17 protein-coding genes are annotated in these 21073 nt (G+C 73.3%); 9 read left to right on the plus strand and 8 right to left on the minus strand.

Annotation, left to right across the window (positions count from 1 at the left end):
- Nucleotides 1-173 precede the first annotated feature (173 nt).
- Complete coding sequence (locus ACGFWJ_RS26635) at nt 174-3374, minus strand: M28 family peptidase (RefSeq protein WP_392954068.1); 3201 nt, start codon at nt 3372-3374, stop codon at nt 174-176.
- Nucleotides 3375-3632: 258 nt separating this feature from the next.
- On the opposite strand from ACGFWJ_RS26635, the gene ACGFWJ_RS26640 reads away from it, so the two are divergent.
- The gene (locus tag ACGFWJ_RS26640; protein ID WP_392954071.1) at nt 3633-5240 is read left to right on the plus strand and encodes a helix-turn-helix domain-containing protein; all 1608 of its coding nucleotides are present in this window, start codon (nt 3633-3635) and stop codon (nt 5238-5240) included.
- Nucleotides 5241-5798: 558 nt separating this feature from the next.
- On the opposite strand, the gene ACGFWJ_RS26645 is transcribed toward ACGFWJ_RS26640, so the two are convergent.
- Entirely contained in the window at nt 5799-7427 is a 1629-nt protein-coding gene (locus ACGFWJ_RS26645) for an MFS transporter (protein ID WP_392954073.1), read from the minus strand.
- Between the two features lie 129 nt (nt 7428-7556).
- On the opposite strand from ACGFWJ_RS26645, the gene ACGFWJ_RS26650 reads away from it, so the two are divergent.
- Nucleotides 7557-8576, plus strand: a complete 1020-nt coding sequence (locus ACGFWJ_RS26650; RefSeq protein ID WP_392954075.1) for a helix-turn-helix transcriptional regulator — start codon at nt 7557-7559, stop codon at nt 8574-8576.
- On the opposite strand, the gene ACGFWJ_RS26655 is transcribed toward ACGFWJ_RS26650, so the two are convergent.
- Entirely contained in the window at nt 8573-9565 is a 993-nt protein-coding gene (locus ACGFWJ_RS26655; RefSeq protein ID WP_392954078.1) for a hypothetical protein, read from the minus strand. The genes ACGFWJ_RS26650 and ACGFWJ_RS26655 overlap by 4 nt on opposite strands.
- Before the next feature lie 84 nt (nt 9566-9649).
- Between ACGFWJ_RS26655 and ACGFWJ_RS26660 the strand changes: the two genes are divergently transcribed.
- Both ACGFWJ_RS26660 and ACGFWJ_RS26665 read left to right on the plus strand, forming a co-directional pair.
- On the plus strand, nt 9650-9976 hold the full coding sequence (locus ACGFWJ_RS26660) for a hypothetical protein (protein WP_392954081.1): 327 nt from the start codon (nt 9650-9652) through the stop codon (nt 9974-9976).
- A gap of 88 nt (nt 9977-10064) precedes the next feature.
- Nucleotides 10065-10442, plus strand: coding sequence for a hypothetical protein (locus ACGFWJ_RS26665; RefSeq protein ID WP_387641829.1), 378 nt, complete (start codon nt 10065-10067; stop codon nt 10440-10442).
- 7 nt (nt 10443-10449) lie between these two features.
- On the opposite strand, the gene ACGFWJ_RS26670 is transcribed toward ACGFWJ_RS26665, so the two are convergent.
- The 3 genes from ACGFWJ_RS26670 to ACGFWJ_RS26680 form a co-directional block, all read right to left on the minus strand.
- Complete coding sequence (locus ACGFWJ_RS26670; protein WP_392954084.1) at nt 10450-11067, minus strand: TetR/AcrR family transcriptional regulator; 618 nt, start codon at nt 11065-11067, stop codon at nt 10450-10452.
- Nucleotides 11068-11168: 101 nt separating this feature from the next.
- Complete coding sequence (locus ACGFWJ_RS26675; protein ID WP_392954087.1) at nt 11169-12587, minus strand: MFS transporter; 1419 nt, start codon at nt 12585-12587, stop codon at nt 11169-11171.
- Nucleotides 12588-12711: 124 nt separating this feature from the next.
- Nucleotides 12712-13305: a TetR/AcrR family transcriptional regulator gene (locus ACGFWJ_RS26680; RefSeq protein WP_392954090.1), complete on the minus strand. Its 594-nt coding sequence runs from the start codon at nt 13303-13305 to the stop codon at nt 12712-12714.
- A gap of 69 nt (nt 13306-13374) precedes the next feature.
- Between ACGFWJ_RS26680 and ACGFWJ_RS26685 the strand changes: the two genes are divergently transcribed.
- Nucleotides 13375-13785, plus strand: a complete 411-nt coding sequence (locus ACGFWJ_RS26685) for a hypothetical protein (protein ID WP_392954093.1) — start codon at nt 13375-13377, stop codon at nt 13783-13785.
- 19 nt (nt 13786-13804) lie between these two features.
- Here the strand turns inward: ACGFWJ_RS26685 and ACGFWJ_RS26690 are convergent, their stop codons facing one another.
- Nucleotides 13805-14440 carry a TetR/AcrR family transcriptional regulator gene (locus ACGFWJ_RS26690; RefSeq protein WP_392954095.1) on the minus strand — a complete coding sequence of 212 codons (636 nt, stop codon included), beginning with the start codon at nt 14438-14440 and terminating at the stop codon, nt 13805-13807.
- 133 nt (nt 14441-14573) lie between these two features.
- On the opposite strand from ACGFWJ_RS26690, the gene ACGFWJ_RS26695 reads away from it, so the two are divergent.
- The 4 genes from ACGFWJ_RS26695 to ACGFWJ_RS26710 are packed head-to-tail and all read left to right on the plus strand — an operon-like array spanning nt 14574 to nt 18920.
- Nucleotides 14574-15935: a flavin-containing monooxygenase gene (locus ACGFWJ_RS26695; RefSeq protein ID WP_392954098.1), complete on the plus strand. Its 1362-nt coding sequence runs from the start codon at nt 14574-14576 to the stop codon at nt 15933-15935.
- Nucleotides 15932-16777 (plus strand): SDR family NAD(P)-dependent oxidoreductase, encoded by an 846-nt coding sequence (locus ACGFWJ_RS26700; RefSeq protein WP_392954101.1) that lies wholly within the window; start codon nt 15932-15934, stop codon nt 16775-16777. The genes ACGFWJ_RS26695 and ACGFWJ_RS26700 overlap by 4 nt, the downstream gene beginning before the upstream one ends.
- A complete protein-coding gene (locus ACGFWJ_RS26705) occupies nt 16774-18222 on the plus strand; it encodes an MFS transporter (protein WP_392954104.1) in 1449 nt (482 codons plus the stop codon). Before ACGFWJ_RS26700 ends, ACGFWJ_RS26705 begins: the two co-directional genes overlap by 4 nt.
- Nucleotides 18219-18920: a sulfite exporter TauE/SafE family protein gene (locus ACGFWJ_RS26710; RefSeq protein WP_392954107.1), complete on the plus strand. Its 702-nt coding sequence runs from the start codon at nt 18219-18221 to the stop codon at nt 18918-18920. The genes ACGFWJ_RS26705 and ACGFWJ_RS26710 overlap by 4 nt, the downstream gene beginning before the upstream one ends.
- A gap of 32 nt (nt 18921-18952) precedes the next feature.
- Here ACGFWJ_RS26710 and ligA read toward each other — a convergent pair whose 3' ends face one another.
- A complete protein-coding gene (gene ligA / locus ACGFWJ_RS26715; RefSeq protein ID WP_392954110.1) occupies nt 18953-20983 on the minus strand; it encodes an NAD-dependent DNA ligase LigA in 2031 nt (676 codons plus the stop codon).
- Nucleotides 20984-21073: the final 90 nt, after the last annotated feature.

Here is a 21073-nt window from a genome sequence, read left to right on the forward strand (position 1 = left end):
CACATGATGAACGAGGCGGGGGGGGGGGGGGGGCGGGGCGGCGGGGGGCCCCGGGGGCCCCCGGCCCCGCCCGCCCCCCCGGGCGCCCCCCCCCCCCCCCCCCCCCCCCCCCCCCCGGCCCCCCCCCCCCCCCCCCCCCCCCCCCCCCCCCCCCCCCGCCCACGTTGCGACTGCTAGACGCGCTGCCAGAGGGCTGGAACCACGTCCGGCGTCCAGGTGCTCTGCGAGGTGTGGGCCTGCAGGCAGCGGTAGCTGACGCCGTTGTAGGTGACCACGTCACCCGCGTTGTAGTTGACGCCCGCCGCCCAGGTGGTGCCGCCGCTGCCGCCGCCGTTCACCACCAGGGTGAAGGTGGTGGCGTGGGTGGCCGAGGCGCCGGTGCCGGTCAGCGTGATGGTGTACGTGCCGGCCGGGGTGGACGCCGAGGTGGCGACCGTCAGCGACGAGCTGCCACCGCTGGAGACGGTGGACGGGCTGAACGAGACGGTGGCGCCGGACGGCGCGCCGCTCGCGGTCAGCGACACGCTCTGCGCCGAACCGGAGGTGGTCGCCGTGGAGAGCGTCGCGGTGGCGGACGAACCGGCCTGGACGGTACCGGTGGCCGGGTTCACCGACACGCTGAAGTCGTTGACCGGCGTGGTGGTGCCGCCCACCGAGGTCTTCCAGATCGCGTACGCCACACCGTCGGCGTTGCGGTTCAGCACCGTCGCGTCGACGTTCGAGGTGGTGTCGCAGGACTGGTGGTAGCAGGAGTCGTACGAACGGCCCGCCGTACCACCCCACTTGGCGGCCTGCCCGGACGTCTTCACGGCGTCCGCACCCGCCGCGTAGCCCGAGGTCGGGATGCCGGCCTGCTGGAACGAGTAGTCGTCGGAACGGCCCTGGCCCTCGACGTTCTCCTCCGGCTGGAGGTTCAACGAGTCCCAGTACGCCTTCAGCGGCGCCGCGGTGGCCGAGTTGACGTTGTTGACGAAGTAGCCGGCGTTCGGCGAGCCGACCATGTCGAAGTTGTAGTAGCCCTTGATCGCCGAGCGCTGGGCCGAGGACAGCTGCCCGACGTAGTACGCCGAGCCCTGCAGGCCCTGCTCCTCACCGGCCCACCAGGCGAACCGGACGTGCTTGCTCATGGTCGGGTTCTGCTGCGCCAGCACGAGCGCGTTCTCCAGCAGCACCGCCGAACCCGAGCCGTTGTCGTTGATTCCCGGGCCGGCCGAGACCGAGTCCAGGTGCGCGCCGAACATGGTGACCTGGTCCGACGGGCCGCCCGGCCAGTCCGCGATCAGGTTGTTCGAGGTGTAGCTGCACGAGGTGCAGGTCTGCTCGGTGACGGTGTAGCCCGCCGCCTGAAGCTTGCCCTTCACGTACGCCAGCGACTGCGTGTAACCCGCGCTGCCCGCCCGGCGGTTGCCGCCGTTCTGCTGCGCCACGGTGTACAGCTGGCTCAGGTGCGCCTGCACCTTGGCCACGTCGATGTCCGGGGCCGAGCCGCCGGGGTTGCCGCCACCGCCGCTGACCGTCAGCTGGTACTGCGCGGTGTGGGTGGCCGGGCCGGAGCCGGTCACGGTCAGCGGGTAGGTGCCTGCCGGGGTGTTCGCCCCGACGCTGATGTTCAGCGTCGCCGAACCGCCGGTCTGCACGCTCGACGGGGAGACCGTCGCGGTGGTGCCGGTCGGCGCGCCGCTCACGGACAGCGAGACGTTCGCCGCCGAACCCGAGGTCACGGCCGTGGAGACCGTCGCGGTGGTCGAGGCGCCCTGCTGCACGGTGCCCGCGGACGGGCTCAGCGCCAGCGAGTAGTCACTGGTCGGGGTGCCGGTGCAGCTCGGGTCGCCGGGCTGGGCCGGCACGCTGACGGCGTCCCAGGCGGCCTTGGTGCGGGCGTGCAGGTTGCAGGTGGGGTCCAGGTTCTTCGCGGCCGTCAGGGTCGCGGTGCGGTACTTCTTGTACGTCATGCCGCTGGTCTTCAGCAGCATGCCACCGTAGAAGATCTTGCCCGCGTTCTGGATGCCGACGCCGGTCAGGTTGGAGGAGGAGTTGCAGGTCGGGCTGGACGGCTTGCCGCCGCCCGGGTTCGAACCCTCCGCCAGCAGGTAGAACCAGTGGTTCAGCGGGCCGGCCGCCGCGTGCTCCTCGGTGTTCGGGATGGACGCCGAGTAGCAGTTCGGGTTCCCGGATATCTGCGAGGGGTTGTACATCACCCGGATCGGGCCCTGCCCGACCAGGTTGATCATCTCGCCGACCGTGTAGTCCGGGGAGTCGTACGGCGCCGGCTCGTTGGCGTACGCCTCGGTCAGCGCACCCATGATGTCGCCGGTCGCCTCGCCCAGGCCCGCCTCGTTGCTGGACGCGCCACCCGGCGTGTACTGGTCGAGGCCGTGGCCGAACTCGTGGCCCACCACGTCCATCGCGGCGATCCACTCGTTGGCCTGGCTGTGGCCGATCGAAATGGTCGAGCCGTCCCAGTACGCGTTGATGTCGTTCAGACCGACCTTCACCGGCCAGCTGCCGCCGTTGCCGTTGTGGCCGTTGCGGCCCAGCCAGTCGCGGAGCATGTCCCATTCCTTCTGCGCCGCGAACATCGCGTCGGCGCAGCCGGTCTCCTTCGAGGTCGGATTGCCCGTGCCCCAGGAGTCGGAGGACTTGCTGAACACCGAACCCGTCGAGTAGTCCGAACACTGCAGGCCCGGACGGTTCGGGTCGCGCAGCGAGAACGAACTGCCGGAGCCGGTGGTGGAGATGGTCAGCGGCGACGGGCCGTTCCACTTGCTGTTGATGGTGCCGGCCTTCACGTCGTCGTAGCTGTCGGCGACCTCGCCGGTGATCGCGTCGACGAACACGTGCAGGTGGCTCGGCCGGTTCCCGTCCGAACCCGACAGCACCGACTCCCAGGCCAGGCGCGAGGTGCCGTCCTTGACCCGGACCACCAGCCGCGGGGCCTCGGCGGAGTCGACCTTCGCCAGCTTCGCCCGGGCCGCCTTCTCCGCGGCCGCGGCGTCGATCTTCGCCTTCGTCGGGACCCCGACCGGGCCGGACTTCGCGTTCTGCACCGACCGGACCTTGCCCTGGCCGTCGGCGAGCACCACCGCGTCGCCGCCGACCACCGGCAGGCCCTTGTAGGTGCGCTCGTAGGACACCGAGTACAGGCCGCCCAGGAACGGGGTGACGGACTGCCGCTCGTACGACTCGTCAGGACCCTTGGCCAGCGCGTCCAGGCCGGCCGACGCGGCCAGGTCCGCCGCCGAGACCGCCGCGGCCAGTGGGGTGGGCGCGAGCGGAGCGGGCGCGGGCGAGGCAGCTGCCTGCCCGGCGAAACCGCCGAGCATGCCGCCCAGCACGGCCAGGGTGGTGCCGGCGGTCAGCAATCTGCGTTTCATTCAGAGCTCCTATGATGTGGGGGTGCCACAGGTGTGGGGGTGCCCGGAACCCTCACACCGTCGCCATGCCACGGTCAACGGAGCTGACAGGGCCTGCCAAGAGCTGGCAAGTTCCGTCAAATGCCCCGACCCCGGCGGAAGTTGGAAAACAACAGGTACAGACCACGCCATGTACGCGGCCGGGGTCGGTTCGGTACCGTCTCGATACCGCCCCCCGCACGGGCGGGGGCGGCGAAGCCTTCGGGGAGGTGGCGGCGAATGCTGGGCGCAACCGACCCGGACACCATGCCGGACAGCGGCGGTGCCATCGGCAGTGGCAGCGACCTGGGCAGTGGCAGTGGCAGCGACAGCGACAGCGGCGGCGGCAGTGGCAGCGACAGCGACAGCGGCGGCGGCAGTGGCAGTGGCAGCGACAGCGACAGCGGCGGCGGCAGTGGCAGCGGCATCGACCTGGGCGGCGGCAGTGGCAGTGGCAGTGGCAGCGACAGCGACCTGGGCAGCGGCAGCGGCGGCTGGCAGGAATTCGGCGCGCTACTGCGCCACTGGCGCCGCAACGCCGGCTGGACCCAGGCCCAACTCGGCGCCGCCGTCGGCTACGACCACACCGCCGTCAGCCGCCTCGAACACGGCGCCCGCCGCGCCACCCCCCGACTCGTCCGCCGCCTCGACGAACTCCTCTCCACCAGCGGCGAACTGACCCGCTGCTACGGACGCGCCGAAACCGCCGAGGCCGACCGCCCCGCGCTGCCCGCCCACCTGCTGCGGCCACCGCTGCCCCCCGGCTCCAGTGCGACCGCTTGTTCCGCAGCACACGAGCACCTCCCCGAGCGGCTACCCCACCACGACCTGCAGTGCCCGCTGCACGGCGCAACCGGCTGCCAACTCCCGCCCCCCGACGCCGTGTTGGCGCTGCACTCGGCGTTCTGCGGCAACCCCGCCGCGCCGCTCGACACCGACACCGTGCACGCCCTCGCCGCCGTCCTCGGCGCCCAACTCCGCAGCGCCGAGCGAGCGATGGGCGAACGCGGACCCGGCGCCGTGATCGAGGCCACGCTGCGCGCCGTGGTCGCCCGGCTCGCCGACGCGCCCGCCCGGCACCGCCGCGTCCTCGCCCGACTCGCCGCCGAACACGCCCACGCCGCGGGCAGCCTGCGCCTGCACGGCGGACGCCCCGCCACCGCGATGGCCTGCTTCGACCGCGCCGTCGGCTGGGCCCAACTCGCCGGCGACCCCGCCACCCAGGTCGCCGCCCTCAGCGACATGGCCGTGCTCGGGCTGCTCGACGACGACCCGTTCTCCTCCCGCGACTACGCCCGCGAGATCCGCCGCGCCGCACCCGGCCACCACTGGTCCGGCGCGCTCTCCCAGATCGGCGAGGCCCGCGCCACCGCGCTGGCCGGCGACGTCCCCGCCACCGTCCACCACCTCGGCCGGGCCCGGCTCCACCTCGACCAGCCCGAGCCCATCGAGACCCACATCGCCTGGCTCGCCCCGCCGGCCCTGCGGATGCGGATCGAATCCGGCTCCGCCGCCGCCCTGCGCGACCTCGCCGCCGCGAGCGGCGACCCCCGCCTCGCCCGCCGCGCCCTCGACGCCGCCCACACCGCGCTCGGCCTGCTCGGCACCGGCGAACTCCCCGCCGCCCGCGCCATGCTGACCGCCCGCATCGCCGACTGCCACCTCTGCCAGGACGACCCGCACACCGCCGTCGCCACCCTCACCCCCCTCCTCGACACCCCGCCCGCCACCCTCCCCGCCCTGGTCCGCCACGAACTGCGCGGCCTGCGCACCCGCCTCACCGCCGGAGCACCCCGGTGGGGCCGCACCGCAACGGAGACTGCCGCCAGGCTGGCCGCCGCGATCTAGCCCGCTTCTCTCGGATCGCCGGAGGACAAACGGAAAGGTGTCAGGAGGCGTGCGACATGACGGCCGTTCACGTCGAATCGACCGGCGAGGCCGAGCGTGCCCACCTGGCGACCATCTCCTGACCGCCACCGTCTTCCAGGCCGGACTCCACATCGCAGGCGTTTTCATCCGGTCCGCCCGCTGATCCCAGAGAAAGACCCTGGCCGCGGGCGGGGAGCGTGTTCAGAGCAGGCCGTGCCACATCTGCTCGACCAGCACCGACCACCAGGGGACTCGGCGCGGAACACCGCCGGGTCGAGCGCCACCAGTTCCTCCTGGAGCCCGGCCGGCGCCGCCCCCGCCGCGAGCGGACAGCGGTCCGGCGCTCGACCCGTTCGGCACCCGGCTCGGCACCGACCACCAGCCCCCGGCCCACGACGCCGGCCCGTCGCGGACGGGCGCGGACGGTTCGGGCAACGCGGGGGCCCACGGCGGCCGTCCGGCCGGGGACGGTGTGGATGCTCCGGTGCGGAGGTCCGGCCCGACCAGGTGACGGTCACATGATCGGCCGGACCGTTCCTAGGCGTGGGTCAGGTCGGCAGCGTTGCTCTCTCCCCGCTGCTGGGCGCCCCGTTCGGGCCGGGGGATGAGGAACGTTGCCAGCATGCCGAGGACGAGCAGCGCGGCGCAGGTCCAGCCGTTGACCCGGACCGCGTGGGACATGGCGTCGCGTGCGGCGTCGGCGGCGGACGCCGTCCGAGGGTTGTCGGCGAGCCGGGCGATCATCGCGCCGGCGCTGTCGGAGACCGCCGAGGACAGCCGGGCTGCGTCGGCCCCGGGTGTTCCCTGCCGGAGGAGGCGGTGCGACAGGTCGGAGGCCAGTGCGGTGAAGAACGTCGAGGTCAGGACAGCGATGCCGAGTGCGGAGCCGAGTTGGCGCGTGGCGCTCTGGATTCCGGAGCCCTGGCCGGCGTGTTGCGGTGGCACGTCCGCGAGGACCACGTTGGTGACCTGGGCGGTGGCGAAGCCGACCCCGGTGCCGTACAGGAACAGGGCGGTGGCGATGACCCACCACGGGGAGTCGCTGCCGGCCAGCAGGCCGAACGTCAGCAGGCCGGCGGCCTCCAGGAGCAGGCCGATCCGGACCAGGCCGACCGGGCCGGTCCGCTCGGCCAGGCCGAAGCTCGCGCCGCTCGCGAAGAAGCTGCCGACCGCGACGACGAAGACCAGCAGCCCGGTCCGGACCGGCGAGTAGCCCAGGGCGTACTGGAGCCAGAGCGGCAGCACGGCGAGCATTCCGAACTCGGCCAGGGCGATGACGAATGTCGCGATGTTGCCCGTGCTGAAGGACTTGATGCCGAACAGCGAGGTGTCCATCAGCGGCGCCGTTCCGCTGCCCCGGGTACACCGAGCCTGGCGGAGCAGGAAGAGGACGAGACACGCCACCGCGGCGACCAGGGCGACCGGGACGACCGAGAGGCCCGTGCCCTGCCCGAACGGGCCGAAGTCCTTGCGCGGTTCCCACCACCCGTAGCTGCGTCCCTCGATCAGCGCGAACGCGAGAAGTCCGAGGCCCAGCACCGACAGCGCCGCGCCGACGGTGTCGAGCCGTCCCGGCCGGCGGGGGGAGAACGGGAGAAACCTCATGACGCCGGAGAGGATCAGGGCGACGACCGCGAGGTTGATGCCGAACGCCCATCGCCAGGAGTAGTCGGCGAGCCAACCGCCCAGCAGGGGTCCGACCGCGGCCGCCGCCCCGATCGTCGATCCCCAGACGGCGAACGCCTTGCCGCGGTCCGGCCCCCGGAAGGTCAGGTTGAGCAGCGCCAGCGACGTCGGCATGATGATCGCGCCACCGACACCCTGCGCGAACCGGCCGGCGATCAGCAGCCCGCCGGTGGGCGACACCGCCGCTGCGATGCTGGCCAGCCCGAAGAGCACCGTCCCGGCGACGAACAGCCTGCGCGCTCCCAGGACGTCCGAGAGGCGGCCCGCCACCAGCAGCAGGGCGGCCAGCACGATCGCGTAGGACTCCTGGATCCACTGGGCGCCGAAGGCCGAGATCCCCAGGTCGTCGATGATCGGTGGCATCACCACATTGACGATGGTGAAGTCCACGACCACCAGCGCGACACCGAGGGAGACGGCGATCAGGCCCCACCAGGCGCGCCGGTCGGTGGGTGAGGGCCGAGCCGGATTCTCGGACATGACGTTCTTCCGTTCTGTTGGAGGTTCGATGGGGGTGCGGGGGAGGCGTCCGGCCTCCGAGCCAGTGGCACCCTGCCAGCAGAAGAGGACGTAACCTGACCGCTACTCACACCAATCCGGGGGCAATCCGTGATCGCCAACCGAACGCTGGAGCTGCTCAGCCTGCTGCAGGCCCAGAAGGAGTGGACCGGTGACGGCCTGGCCGAGCGGCTGGGGGTGTCCCCGCGGACGGTCCGGCGCGACATCAACCGACTGCGCGAACTGGGCTATCCCGTCACGGCGCGCAAAGGCCCCTCCGGCTTCTACCGGCTGTCCCGCGGGGCTCGGCTGCCCCCGCTGGTCGTCGACGACGAGCAGGCCATCGCCATCGCGCTGGCCCTGCAGACCGCCCCGGCCTCGGTCACCGGCATGGGGGACGCCACGAAGCGCGCGCTGAACTCCATCAAGGAGCTGCTGCCTCCCCACCTGGCCCGCAGGCTGGCCACCTTCTCGGTCGAACAGCTCGAGAACGCCTGGGAGTTGGCCCCGCCCCAGGTCGATCCCGCGCTGCTGGCGCAGCTGAGCGCCGCCGCGCAGCAGGGCGAGCTGGTGCGGTTTGCCTACCGGTCCGTCGACCGCGAGCCGGTGGAGGGCGAGGAGGTGCTGGCCGAGCCCCACCGGCTCGTCGTCTGGTCCGGGCGCTGGTACCTGGTGGCGTACGACCAGCGGCGGAACTCGTGGCACACCTACCGGCTCGACCGGATCGGTCAACTGGCCTCCACCGCCTGGCGGTTCGGCCCCCGGGAGGTGCCGGAGACGGACCTCGCCGGTTTCGTCCAGAGCCAGCCCGACCGGGGGGACACCGCGGACACCTGGCCGTGCTGGGGCACTGTCCTGATGGAGTGCCCCGCGACGCTGGTGGCGAAGTGGGCTCCGGGCGCGGCGAGTTTCGAAGCGGTCGACGAGTGGACCACCCGGATCCGGATGGGGGCGTGGTCCTGGTCGGGGATCCTCGGCTTCCTCGTCACCTTCGACTGCCCGTTCACCGTCGAAGGCCCGCCCGAACTCGCCGAAGCGGCCCGCCGGTTGATCGGCCGACTCGCCGCCGGCGCGCCCCTGCCCGATGAACACGCCTCCGTGCCGCCGAGGGCCAGGACGGGCAGTTCCTAGCCGGTCCGGCCCGGAGGCGACGGTTCGGGAGCGGTGGGTGGCGTCAGCATCGCGGCGAGCCGGTCGACGCCGAATCCGCCGATCAGGAGGCGTTCCTTGCGGCTTCCGACGAGGCGCTGGGTCCAGTCGACGAACCCGCCGTCCGCGACCTCCAGTTGCCGGCCGTGGACGGTGGCGTGGATCTTGTAGCAGAGGCCGGTGTAGTAGCCGCGTCCGGTCGCCCGGTCGGGATCGTCGACGATGTCGACGCCCGGTGTCCCGGCCAGCTCCGTCCGGGTGCGGGCCAGGACCGGCGCGGCGCGCTCGTCGAGGCAGGTGAGGCGGATCTCGGTGCGGCGCGCGCCCGCGCGTGTCATCGCCCGGACGGCGAACTGCAGGTGCTCGACCAGGTGCTGGTGCTCGAACGCCCGGCTGCCGGTGTCCCGGCCGGCGGTCACCAGGGCGAACAGCTGGAAGTGGGCGAGCATGCCGGGCGCGTCGAAGTGCTGGGCACGCACGACTCGTTGGCCGGCGGCCAGCCGGACGGGCACGGTGGAGCGGGGGTCGGCGGCCAGGGCCCGGGATCTCCGCTCTGCCGCCTCCAGGGCCAGGGCATTGGTCGGGTCGGCGGCGACCTCGCTGCCACGGATGGTGGCGACGACCTTGCGCGGATCCACGGTCGCCACCGCCGTGTGCGCGGCCAGCGGCACCAGCGGGGCCAGGGTGACCAGCTGGAAGTCGTCCGGCAGAGCGGACAGCAGGAGGTCCTCGGCCTGCCGCAGGTGCGCGAACCCGGTCGGCGCCGGGGTCACGAACCGGTCGGTGCGATAACGCCGCATCACCTCGGCCGGAGTGAGCCGGCCGGCGCGGCGCCGGAAGACCTCCAGGAGCAGCGTGGTCAGCTCCGAACCCGTCAACTCCTCGGAGAGCACGTCCAACAGTTCCGGCCCGCCCGCCTTGGCCAGCACGCGGCGCAGCGCCGGATCGGCCGAGTGTTCATCGCTCGTCATGGCGGGTCAGTATCGCCGGACCGGAAGCGGGGAGACCATCGAATTACCCCGCTCCGTCCGGACGGGCTCTGCAAGACTCGCGGCATGCAGTCGTTCCCCGCGAACCCCGACAGTCTGGCCGACCCCGTCACGCTCGTTGACGGGCAAGGCACTTGCTGGGTTCTCCACCGCAAGCGCCTGGACCTCCGCGTCGTCCGTCGGCTGGTGAAGGACGCGGCGACGCCCGTGGTGTGGGGTGACATGGGCGGCGTCAGCCCGCGACCCGTGGCCGAGGCGGAGCGTTCCACGTTCTGGGCCCTGATCAAGGACGAGTACAAGGGCCCTGGCGGGACGTGGTCCGGGCGGTACCTGGCCCACGAGTTCCGGGCCGGGCCGGGGCGGCGGATGCTCTACGTCGAGGACCACTGCTGAGCGAACCCGCCTCGAGCCCGAGGCGCATGACGCCTCCTCCGGGCGGGGGACTATGATCTCTTGATTCACCGATCCCGAGGAGGCAGCCATGGGCGCAGCAGACGATCGCGAGCCGGAGATCTCGGACGCGGACCTGCTCGACGTCGCCGACAACCCGTCGCAGGCCGCGGAGTTGCACCGGGCGCTGCGGACGATCGCGAAGGCGGACGGCGTCGGGCCGGAGCTCCAGCAGATGGCCCGGGAGGTGCTGAGCGGGCGGATCGGCATGAAGGACGTGGTCGAGTCCGACCGGTACCTGTCGGCGATCGGGGCGCGGCTCGGCGAGATGCGGGAGGCGGCGGCGAACATGTCGCCGGAGGAGCGCGCCGCGTCCGAGAAGCGGGCGGTGAAGCTGCGCGAGCAGTCCGAGGCCGAGTACGGGCCGGACGAGCCCGACGAGTGGGACCGCCCTCGCGACGACCGCTGACGTCCGGTCAGGTGCTCCGCAGAGCGGAGCCGACGGTCGCCTCCAGGGCGGCCAGCGCCTCGGCGGAGCCGAAGCGGCCGGACTCGACCTGGTCGCCCGCGGCGAGGATCAGCGTGTAGACGCTGGTGACCAGCCAGTGGGCGGGCAGGTCGGTGCGGAAGACGCCCTCGTCCTGCCCGCGGGTGATCAACTGCTCGACGGTGGCGAGGACATCGGCGTGCCGGTCCTCGACGGTCTCCGCGGGCAGGGCGCGACGGGCGGCGTGCAGCATCCGCAGGTTGCGGTCGAGCAGGTGCCAGGACGAACGCAGCAGGGTGCGCAGAGCCTGGTCGGCCGGTGCGCGCTCCAGGTGCTGGGCCGCGACGGTGGCCGTGACCTCGCGCAGCGCACGGTCCATCAACTCGCCGAGCAGCGCCTCGCGGGACGGAAAGTGCGCGTACAGGGTGACCCGGCCGACGCCCGCCGCGGCGGCGATCTCGGTCATGCTGGCCTGCGGGTCGCGGGCGAAGCAGTCGGCGGCGGCGGCCAGGATCGCGGCGATGTTGCGTTCGGCATCGGCCCGCCGGGGCTGCCCGGAGCCGCCGCGCCGGGTGGACGCGGCGGCGCCGCGCTGGTCGGATTCCATGGTCGGAGTCTAGGCCCGTCTCTTTCGGGTCCTGCGGGGTGCCGGCAGGCCGCCCGCCCGCCCGCGCATGCGCGCGTCGCTGCCCGCGCATGCGCGTCGCCTCAGTGCGCGTGCATGCCCGCAGGCCGTTCGGCGCGGCCCGGCGGGATCAGCACCGGGGCGAGGGCGGCCATCAGCAGGGCGGCCGCGGCGAGGACCAGGTGGGCGGTGGGGAAGCCGGCCGAGGTGTGGGCGACGATGCCGGGGGCGGCGGCGGTGGAGACGACCGCGATGCCGATCGCGCCGCCGACCTCGTGGAAGGTGTTGACCACGCCGGACGCCACGCCCGCCTCCTCGTGCGGGACGAAACCGAGCGCGGTGGTGGTCGCGCAGACCAGCACCGGCACCACCCCGAACCCGGCGATCGTCAGCCCGGCGACCGTCCACCAAGGCCCGTCCGTGACGGCGAGCAGCACGCTCCCGGCCGCGGCCAGCAGCAGGCCCCCGGCGGCGACGGCGCGGACGCCCGCGTGGGCGAGCAGGTGGCCCGTCAGGTGGGCGGCGACGGCGGTGCCCGCCGCCATCGGCAGGACCAGTGCTCCGGTGGCGAGCGCGGACAGGTGGCGGACGTCCTGCAGGTAGAGCGAGGCGAGGAAGACCAGGCCGAGCAGCAGCGCGGTGGCGACCAGCATCAGCAGTGAGCCGGCGGCGACCGGGCGGCGGGCCAGGATGCGGACGTCCATCAGCGGGGCGGCCGTCCGGCGCTCCAGCAGGACGAACAGGCCGTAGAGCACCACCGAGCCGAGGAGGGGCAGCAGGACGGAGCCCGAACTCCAGTCGCGGTCACCGGCGTTGACCAGCCCGAGGATCAGCGCGCCGGTCGCGGCGGTGACCAGCAGCGCGCCCGGCAGGTCGATCCGCCGGTCCCCGACAGCCGGGGCGGACGGGAGCAGCGCGGGCAGCGCGACGAGGACGCCGAGGCCGACGGGCAGGTTGACGAAGAACACCCAGTGCCAGCCCGGTCCGGCGGTGAGCAGCCCGCCGAGCATCGCGCCGGCGGCGAAGCCGATGCCGCCGAGCATCGCCCACACGCCGAGCGCCTTGGTGCGCTCCGGCCCGTCGAACGCCCGGGTCAGCGCGGCCAGCGCGGCGGGGGAGACCAGGGCCGCGCCCACGCCCTGGGCGGCGCGTCCGGCGAGCAGGACGGCGGGTCCGTCGGCCAGGCCGCCGGCCAGCGAGGCGGCGGTGAACAGCAGCAGACCGGCCGTCAGGACCCGGCGCGCCCCGAACGCGTCGGCCAGCCGTCCGCCGAGCAGCATCAGCCCGCCGAAGCAGAGCGTGTACGCGGTGACGGCCCAGGTCAGCGCGGAGCGGCCGAGGTGCAGGTCGGCGCCGATCGCGGGCAGCGCGACGTTGATGACCGTGACGTCCACGATCAGCATGAACTGGGCCAGGCAGAGCACCCCGAGCAGCAGCCGGCGGCGCGGATGCGCGGCGGCCGGGGCGTGGGTGGACGGTGGGTGGTGCGCGGTGCCGTGCATGGGTGGACCCCCCTTAACTCGAACAGTGGTGTACGGGTTAATGGATACCGGAAAACCTCCAACTTGAACAGTGCTGTTCGAGTTAGAGGTTTCAGGGTGGGGGTTCGGCGAAAGCCGAGGCCGGTCAGGCGAGTTGGGTCAGCGCCCGCGCGGCATCCGCGAAGAACTGCTCGTCGGCCGTGTCGTGCAGACCCAGCAGCACGCCCTGGGTGAGCCCGACGAACAGCGCCCGCAGCGCGGTGACCAGGCGCTGCGCCCGATCCGCCGTCACCGTGCCACCGGCGAGCGCGCGTCCGGCGAACAGCTCCACCAGCTGCGCCTCCTGGGCCCGCACCGACTCGGCCAGCCGGGCGCGCAGGTCGGTGTCGTGCACCGCCATGTCGAGCAGCGTCACCTGCAGGGACAGCGCGGCCATCGCGTCGGGGCGGTCGCAGCTGCGGCGGTAGTGGCGGGCGAAGGCGTCGACCGCCGCCGACAGGTCGAGTTCGCGCGGCAGGGCCTGTTCGAGTTCGGCGTAGTGCGGGCCCAGGTGGTCCGCGACCACGGCCACCACCAGGCCGTTCTTGCTGCCGAACAGCGAGTACACCGCCCCGGTGGTCACCCCGGCCAGCGCGGCGATCTCGTCCAGCTTCGCGCGGTAGCCGTCCCGGGATACCAGCTGGAGGGCGGCGTCCAGCAGTGCCCGGCGGTTGCGTTCCTTGGCCTCGGCCCTCGTCATTCGCATAGTCTGATTATTACCGTAATCTCGTTACGGGAAACGGGAAACGCTCAGGGGAGGGGAACTCGCATGGCGAGGAACAGGACGGTGGGGATCGTGGCCGACGGCGCCTTCAAGGTGCTGCTCGCGGCGGTGTTCGGACTTGGGGCCGTGCAGGTCGGCGGCCAACTCGGCGTCGCGCCATGGCTGATGATCGTCTGCGCGGTGGCCCTGCTGATCTGCGGCGCGGCCGAGATCCGCTTCGTGCGGCGGCGGCCGGCCCGCACCTACACCCGGCTGATGATCGGCTACGACGCCGGCTGGGTGCTGACCGCCGCCGCCGGGCTGCTGCTGGCGCACGGCGGCAGCAGCGCGGGTGGCGAGGTGTGGATCGGCTATCAGGCCCTCGCGCCACTGGTGTTCGCGGCGGTGCTGGCCCGCGCCGAGGAGAGCCGCGCCGAGGAGAGCCGAGCCGAAGAGAGCCGAGTCGAGGAGAGCTGAGGCATCCTCAAAGCGGCCGTCAGGACTGGTCGAGAACGCCCGTGACCACCGTGTGCAGGTGGTGCCGGAAACGGTCGAGGACCGGCAGGTCGAGCGGGCCGAGGCGGCGGCCGGCCGGGTCGATGACGCCGGCCTGGCCGAAGGAGTGGGACGTCCAGACGATGGTGAAGACCAGCATCTCGACGTCCACCCCGGCGCCGAGGCCGGCCCGGGCGAGCACCTCGCGGACGGCGGCGGCGACCTCGGCGACCAGCGGACCGGCGAACTCGGTCTCGATGTCGGCCAGGTCGGAGCCCTCGGCCAGCCAGCGGCGCATCCACAGCGCCGGCACCTCGGGGTGGCTCAGGCAGAACGACAGGTAGGCGTCGACGAAGGCGAGCAGCGCCGCCCTGGTCTCCTCGGCGGACGGGCCGCAGGTGTGCAGCTGGCGGACGGCGGCGGTCACCACCTCGCGCTGGGCGAGATGGGCCCGGCGCATCACCTCGCGGTACAACTCCGGCTTCGCGCCCACGTGGTAGGCGACGGTGGCGATGTTCAGCCCGACGGCGTCGCCGATCGCCCGGGTACTGGTGGCGTCGTAGCCGCGCTCGGCGAACAGTCGGGTGGCGGTCGCCAGGATGCGTTCGCGGGGACCGTCGTCGGACCGGGTGCTCATGGGCCGAGGCTACCCGAGACGGAGTGCCGGTTTCAATCGCATGACGGAGCGAAAAGTCGCAGGTCATGGAGCATTGCCCATTCCTCCATCATTCGATTGAATGAGCGCCTTCCACGGAGAGGAGGGCCCAGTCATGGGCTCCACGAAGGTGGCGGTGATCGGTGCCGGCGCGGCCGGGCTCGCCACGGCCAAGGCGCTGCTCGACCACGACCTGGACGTCACCGTGCTGGAACGCGGCGACCGGGTCGGCGGCCTGTGGGCGGGCGACGACAGCGCCGGGACGTCACCGTCGTACGACAGCCTGCACCTGAACACCAGCAAGGGCCGCACCCAGTTCGTCGACCACCCGATGCCCGAGCACTGGCCCGACTACCCGTCGGCCGCCCGGGTGGCCGGCTACCTCGCCGAGTACGCCCACCGGTTCGGCGTCACCGAGCGGGTCCGGTTCCACACCGACGTCACCGCCGTCCGCCGCGCCGACACCCACTGGGAGGTCGAGACGGCGGCCGGCACCGAACAGGCAGCCGGGATTGAGAAGTTCGGCGCCGTGGTGGTCGCCAACGGCCACAACCGCGAACCGAAATGGCCCAGCCCCGGCTACCCCGGCCACTTCGACGGCACCCAGATGCACGCCCACGACCACCACAGCGCCGACACGTACAAGGGCCGCCGGGTGCTGGTCGTCGGCATGGGCAACTCCGCGATGGACATCGCCGTCGACGCCTCGCACGTCTCGCACGGGCCGGTGCTGCTCTCCGCCCGCCACGGCAGCCACATCGTGCCCAAGTACCTGTTCGGCCGCCCGTCCGACGCCACCGGCGGCGCGCTGTCCGTGCTGCCCTGGCGGATCCGGCAGGCCGTCGCGCAGACCGTGCTGCGGCTCGCCGTCGGCACGCCCGAGCGGTACGGCCTGCCCAAGCCGGCCGGCGGGCTGTTCCAGAACCACCCCACGATCAGCGACACCATCCTGCACCGGCTCACCCACGGCGAGGTCGAGGCCCGTCCCGGCATCGAACGACTCGACGGCAACCGGGTGCTGTTCACCGACGGCACCGCCGACCGGGTCGACGTGATCGTCTGGGCCACCGGTTACCACGTCACCATCCCGTTCCTGGACGAGCGCTGGACCGGCGACGACCCCGAGGAACTGCCGCTCTACCAGCGGGTCTTCCACCTCGACGACCCCACGCTGAGCTTCGTCGGCCTGATGCAGTCCACCGGTGCCGCGCTCCCCGTCGTCGAGGCCCAGGGCAAGCTGGTCGCCGCCCACCTGGCCGGCCGCTACGCGCTGCCCACGCCCGAGCAGCAGCGCGCGCACGTCCAGCGCATGCACGCCGCCGCCGTCCGCCGCTGGGGCGCCAAGCGGCCGATGATGCGGATCGACTTCGACCAGTACACCGCCGCCGTGCCCCGCGAACTGCGGGCCGGTGCCCGCCGAGCCGTCGCCCGCCGAGGCGTTGCCCGCCCCAACCCCACTACGAAGGCAGCGATATGACGATCCGACTGTTCGATCGCCGTCGGGACCCGCGTGGCCGCCGCGTACTGATCACCGGCGCCTCCGGCACCATCGGCCGCTCCCTCGGCGAACGCCTCACCCGGGCCGGCGCCCACGTCATCGGCCTCGACCTGCGCCCCACCGGCGACGAACCGTTCACCGTGCTGCGCTGCGACATCACCGACGGCGCCAGCGTCACCACCGCCGTCGCCGAAGCCCTCGACACCCTCGGCGGCCTCGACATCCTGGTCAACAACGCCGGCATCGGCGGCCCCGCCCCCGCCGAACTCGCCCCCGGCGACGAAGTCCGCCGCCAGCTGGAGATCAACCTGTTCGGCACCTGGCGCACCGCCGCCGCCTGCGTGGACGCCCTCGTCGCCGCCCGCGGCCGGGTCGTCATGGTCACCTCCCGGATGGCCGTCATGCAGCTCCCGCTCGCCGCCGCCTACGGCGCCTCCAAGCGCGCCATGGTCGCCTACGCCGACGCGCTGCGCCTCGAACTCGGCACCCACGTCACCGTCACCTGCGTCTACCCGTCCGCCGTGCGCAGCCCCATCCACGACTCCACCAAGGCCGCCGGACTCTCCCTCGACGGCATGAGCGTCTACGAGCCGCTGGACGGCGTCCTCGACACCATCGAACGCGCGGCGCTCGCCGTCCGGGCCCGCCGCGACCTGCCCACCACCCGCAAGGGCGCCGTCGAGTTCTTCCTCGCCCGCCACCTGCCCGCGCTCACCGACCGGATCGTCACCGGCACCCTCGCCAAGCGCGCCGCCGCCGGCGCCTTCGACGACGCCCCGCTCGCCGCCGGCGTCGCCGCCCGCCACCGGAGCACCCCGTGACGGACCCCCATGCCCGACCGGAGCAGGCCCCGCCGTTGCCGGCCCGACCGGAGCAGGCCCCGCCGTCGCCCAGAGCCGGCCGCCGCACCCTCACCCTGTACGCCACCGGCTCCGTCGGCATGGGCGTCTGGGTCACCGTGCCCGGCCTGCTGCTGCTCTACTTCCTCACCGACGTGCTCGGCGTCCCTGCCGCCGTGGCCGGCCTCGCCCTGCTGCTGCCCAAGGTCGTCGACATCGTCGTCCACCCGCTGCTCGGCTCCCGCTCCGACCGGCAGGCCCGCGTCCACGGCCACCGCCGCCGGATGATGCGCACCGGACTGCTGCTCGGCCTCGCGATGGCCGCCATGTTCACCGTCCCGGGCCAACTCACCGGCGCACCAGCCGCGTTGTGGGTCGGTGGCTGGCTGATCATCGGCAACCTGCTGTTCGCCGCCTTCCAGGTGCCCTACCTCACCACCCCCTCCGACCTGCTCGTCGGCTACCACGAGCGCACCCGGGTCTTCATGTTCCGGATGGCCCTGCTGACGATCGGCCTGCTCGGCGCCGGCGTCGCCGCCCCCGCCCTCGCGGCCGGCGGCGGCCGCGGCGACTACACCCGGATGGCCCTGCTGCTGGCCGGCGCGATGACCGCCTCCGCCGCCGTCGCACTGCGCGGCGTCCGCGGCCTCACCGACGCCTGCGGCTTCCGCCCGCCCGACCCGCGGGCCGGCCACTCCACCCTCGCCGACCTGCGGATCGCTCGCCAGGACCGCAACTTCCGCGCCCTGGTGGCCTCCTACCTGTTCACCGGCACAACAACCCATCTGTTCCTGGCCGCGCTGCCCTACGTCACCCAGTACCTGTTCCACAACGCCAAGTTGACGGCGCTGTTCATGGGCCTGTTCCTCGGCCCCGCGATGTTCGCCGGACCCGCCTGGACCGCCTGGTCGCGACGGATCGGCAAACAGCGCGGACTGCTGCTCTCCCAGGCCGCGTTCGCCACCGGCTCGCTCGCCCTGCTGCCCGGCGCCCTGCTGGCCGGCGGGGTCGGCACCGCGCTCACCGCCGTCGTCGTGATGGCCATGGGCATCGCCTTCTCCGGCCTGCAACTCTTCGCGTTCTCCATGCTGTCCGACGCCGTCAATGCCGCCAATGCCGGCGGCTCGTTCGACGCCGTCAATGCCGCAGGCTCGTCCGACGCCGTTAATGCCGCCGGCTCGTCCAAGGCCGGCGCCTACACCGGCGTGTGGACCGCCACCGAGGCCACCGGCACCGCCGTCGGCCCCTACCTGTACTCTGCCGCGCTCGCCCTCGGCGGCTTTGTCTCCAGCACCGGCGGCCACACCACCGCACAGAGCGGCACCGCCCTGAACGCGCTGCTGCTCGGCTTCACCGTCCTGCCCGCCGCGCTGATGGCCGTCGCCCTGTGGTTCCAGCGCCGCTGCACCCTGGATCGCACCCCATGACCGGACCCGACACCCTCGCCGTGGCGGCCGTCGCGCTCGGCGCGTTCGCCCAGGCCGCCACCGGCATGGGGTTCTCGCTGATCTCCGCGCCCGCCCTGATCGCCGCGCTCGGCCCGCACCGCGGCGTCGCCACCGTGCTGGCGCTCGCCCTGCTCGCCTCGCTGCTGCCGCTGTCCCGGGACTGGCGGCACATCCGCCCCCGGGACACCGGCCGCCTGCTGGTGCCCACCCTGCTCGGCACCCCCGTCGCCGCCTGGCTGCTCGGCGCCGTCGACACCCGGCTGCTCGCCATCGCCGCCGGCGCCGGCGTGCTGGCCGGCGTCACACTGCTCGCCTGCGGGCTGCGTTCGGCGTTCCTGCAACGCCCGGCCGGCGCCTGGATCAGCGGCCTCGCCAGCGCCGGACTGAACGTCATCGGCGGCGTCGGTGGCCCCCCGATCGGCCTGTACGCCGCCAACGCGGGCTGGCCCCCGAGGCAGGCCAGAGCAACCCTGCACGCCTTCTTCCTGGTGCAGAACGTGGCCACCGTCGCCGTCGTCGGCGTCGTCCTGCCGTCCTGGCCCGCCGTGGCCGCCCTCGCCGTCGGCGCGGCCACCGGCATGGCACTCTCCCCGCGCCTGTCCCTCACCGCCACCCGCAACGGGGTGCTCGCCGTGTCCTGCGTCGGCGCGATCGCCCTGATCGCCACCGCGCTGTGAGGGCCGCCCCGTGACGCGGTGGCGGCCCGATCTCAGCCCTGCTGCGGCAGGTGCTCCGCGACCAGGGCGGCGAACTCGTCCGGGGAGACGATCCGGATGCCCAGCTCCTCCGCCTTCGCCCGCTTCGATCCCGCCTTCTCGCCCGCCACCAGCAGCGTGGTGCGCTTGGAGACCGAGGACGAGGACTTGCCGCCGGCCCGCTCGATCAGCTCGTTCATCTCGTTGCGCGACAGCTCCGCCAGCGGGCCCGTCATGCTGCCGGTGACCACCACCGCCTGGCCCGCCAGCGCACCCCCATCGGCGGATTCGGTGGCCGCCGGGGCCTGCGGCTCGGTGACGGCCGTGCCCACGCCCTCGGCGGCCAGCCGGTCCAACAGGCCGGACAGCTCGGCGAGTTCGGTCACCAGCAGGCGGGCCTTCTCCGGGCCGATGCCGTCCACCGCCGCCAGCGTGTCCGCGTCCGCCGCGCGGATCGCCGCCATCGAACCGAAGTGCGCGGCGATCCGGCGCGACATGCTGCGGCCGGTGCCGCGAATGCCGAGCGCGCAGAACACCCGGTGCAGCGGCTGGCTGCGGGCGGTCCCGATCGCCGCCAGCAGATTGTCCGTGGACGTCTCGCCCATCCGCTCCAGCGCCAGCAGCTGCTCCCGCGTCAGCGTGAACACGTCCGCCAGATCCGCCACCAGGCCCGCCTCCACCAGCTGCACCGCGCGGGTCGAACCCAGACCCTCGATGTCCAACTGATCGCGGCCCGCCGCGTAGATGATCGACGCCACCGCCTGACAGTTGCGGCCCCGGACGCACCGCCAGCGCTGCTCGCTGGTGTCGATCGCCTCGCCGCAGCGCGGGCACGCCTCCGGGAAGACGATCGGCCGCTCCGCGCCGGTGCGCTGGTCCACCAGCGGCGCCTCCACCCGCGGAATGACATCCCCCGCGCGGTGCACGAAGACCCGGTCGCCCAGCATCAGCCCGCGCCGCTCGATGTCGGCCGGGTTGTGCAGCGTCGCGTACGTCACCGTCACGCCGTCGATCACCACCGGCTCCAGCACCGCCCGCGGCGCGATGATGCCGGTCCGGCCCACGTTCCACTCCACGCCGAGCAGCGTGGTCACCTTGTGCTCGGCCGCCAGCTTGCGGGCCACGGCCCAGCGCGGCGCCCGCGAACCGCTGCCCGCCTCGCGCTGGTCCGCCGCCTCGTCCGCCTTGATCACCACGCCGTCGATGCCGAACGGCAGCGCCGCCCGCAGCGCCGCGATCTGCGCCACCCGCTCCTGCACCTGATCGACCGTCACGCAGCGCACCGGCGCCGCGTCCGTGCTCGCCGCCGTGTTCGCCCCCAGCTCGGCCAGCCGGGCCAGCAGCGCGCTGTGCGCCAGGCCGTCGTCGAAGCCGACCGCACCGTACGCGAAGAACGTCAACTCCACCCGGTACGGGCGGTCCTTGGCCCGCAGGGTGCCGGCCGCGCCGTTGCGCGGGTTGGCGAACGGGGGCGCGCCGTGCGCGGTGCGGACCTCGTTGGCGCGGTCGAACTGCTCGCGGGTGAACAGCACTTCACCGCGCAGCTCGACGTCCACCGGCTCGGTCAGGACGGCCGGCAGGCCCAGCACGTCGCCCGCCGCGTGGCTGATCTCCTCGCCCGCCAGGCCGTCGCCGCGCGTGATCAGCCGGTGCAGCCGGCCCGCCCGGTAGCGGGCCGCGACGGCCAGCCCGTCCAGCTTCGGCTCCACGCACCAGGCCGCCACCGGGCGGCCCAGCCGACGCTCCAACCCGGCCGCCCAGTCGGCGAGTTCCTCCTCCGAGAAGACGTTGTCCAGCGACAGCATCGGCACGCTGTGCGGCACATCGCCCTGCGCCGCGCCACCGGCCACCTTGCCGGTCGGCGACTGCGGCAGCACCTCGTCCGGGTGCGCCTCCTCGTACCCGGCGATCGCCCGCAGCAGGGCGTCGTACTCGTCGTCGCCCAGCGAGGTGGACCCGTCGCCGTAGTAGGCGGCCGCGGCCTCGACGGCGGAGGCGACGGCATCGGCGTAGTCGCCGGCGGAGAGCAGAGCGGTGTCGTTCATGCCCGCATCGTCTCGTCTCGCACTGACATTCGGGACGGACGCGTGTCCGGCCCGGCACTTCCGCCGGTCGCCCCGCAGTCCCTAAGGTGA

The organism is Kitasatospora sp. NPDC048407 (assembly GCF_043200475.1).
In the GTDB taxonomy this organism is placed as follows: domain Bacteria; phylum Actinomycetota; class Actinomycetes; order Streptomycetales; family Streptomycetaceae; genus Kitasatospora.

What these genes read in the sequence shown, in the direction of transcription:
- ACGFWJ_RS26635 (WP_392954068.1), bottom strand. Translation starts at nt 3,374, where the DNA reads ATGAAACGCAGATTGCTGACCGCCGGCACCACCCTGGCCGTGCTGGGC.
- ACGFWJ_RS26640 (WP_392954071.1), top strand. Translation starts at nt 3,633, where the DNA reads ATGCTGGGCGCAACCGACCCGGACACCATGCCGGACAGCGGCGGTGCC.
- ACGFWJ_RS26645 (WP_392954073.1), bottom strand. Translation starts at nt 7,427, where the DNA reads ATGTCCGAGAATCCGGCTCGGCCCTCACCCACCGACCGGCGCGCCTGG.
- ACGFWJ_RS26655 (WP_392954078.1), bottom strand. Translation starts at nt 9,565, where the DNA reads ATGACGAGCGATGAACACTCGGCCGATCCGGCGCTGCGCCGCGTGCTG.
- ACGFWJ_RS26660 (WP_392954081.1), top strand. Translation starts at nt 9,650, where the DNA reads ATGCAGTCGTTCCCCGCGAACCCCGACAGTCTGGCCGACCCCGTCACG.
- ACGFWJ_RS26665 (WP_387641829.1), top strand. Translation starts at nt 10,065, where the DNA reads ATGGGCGCAGCAGACGATCGCGAGCCGGAGATCTCGGACGCGGACCTG.
- ACGFWJ_RS26670 (WP_392954084.1), bottom strand. Translation starts at nt 11,067, where the DNA reads ATGGAATCCGACCAGCGCGGCGCCGCCGCGTCCACCCGGCGCGGCGGC.
- ACGFWJ_RS26675 (WP_392954087.1), bottom strand. Translation starts at nt 12,587, where the DNA reads ATGCACGGCACCGCGCACCACCCACCGTCCACCCACGCCCCGGCCGCC.
- ACGFWJ_RS26680 (WP_392954090.1), bottom strand. Translation starts at nt 13,305, where the DNA reads ATGACGAGGGCCGAGGCCAAGGAACGCAACCGCCGGGCACTGCTGGAC.
- ACGFWJ_RS26685 (WP_392954093.1), top strand. Translation starts at nt 13,375, where the DNA reads ATGGCGAGGAACAGGACGGTGGGGATCGTGGCCGACGGCGCCTTCAAG.
- ACGFWJ_RS26690 (WP_392954095.1), bottom strand. Translation starts at nt 14,440, where the DNA reads ATGAGCACCCGGTCCGACGACGGTCCCCGCGAACGCATCCTGGCGACC.
- ACGFWJ_RS26695 (WP_392954098.1), top strand. Translation starts at nt 14,574, where the DNA reads ATGGGCTCCACGAAGGTGGCGGTGATCGGTGCCGGCGCGGCCGGGCTC.
- ACGFWJ_RS26700 (WP_392954101.1), top strand. Translation starts at nt 15,932, where the DNA reads ATGACGATCCGACTGTTCGATCGCCGTCGGGACCCGCGTGGCCGCCGC.
- ACGFWJ_RS26710 (WP_392954107.1), top strand. Translation starts at nt 18,219, where the DNA reads ATGACCGGACCCGACACCCTCGCCGTGGCGGCCGTCGCGCTCGGCGCG.
- ligA (WP_392954110.1), bottom strand. Translation starts at nt 20,983, where the DNA reads ATGAACGACACCGCTCTGCTCTCCGCCGGCGACTACGCCGATGCCGTC.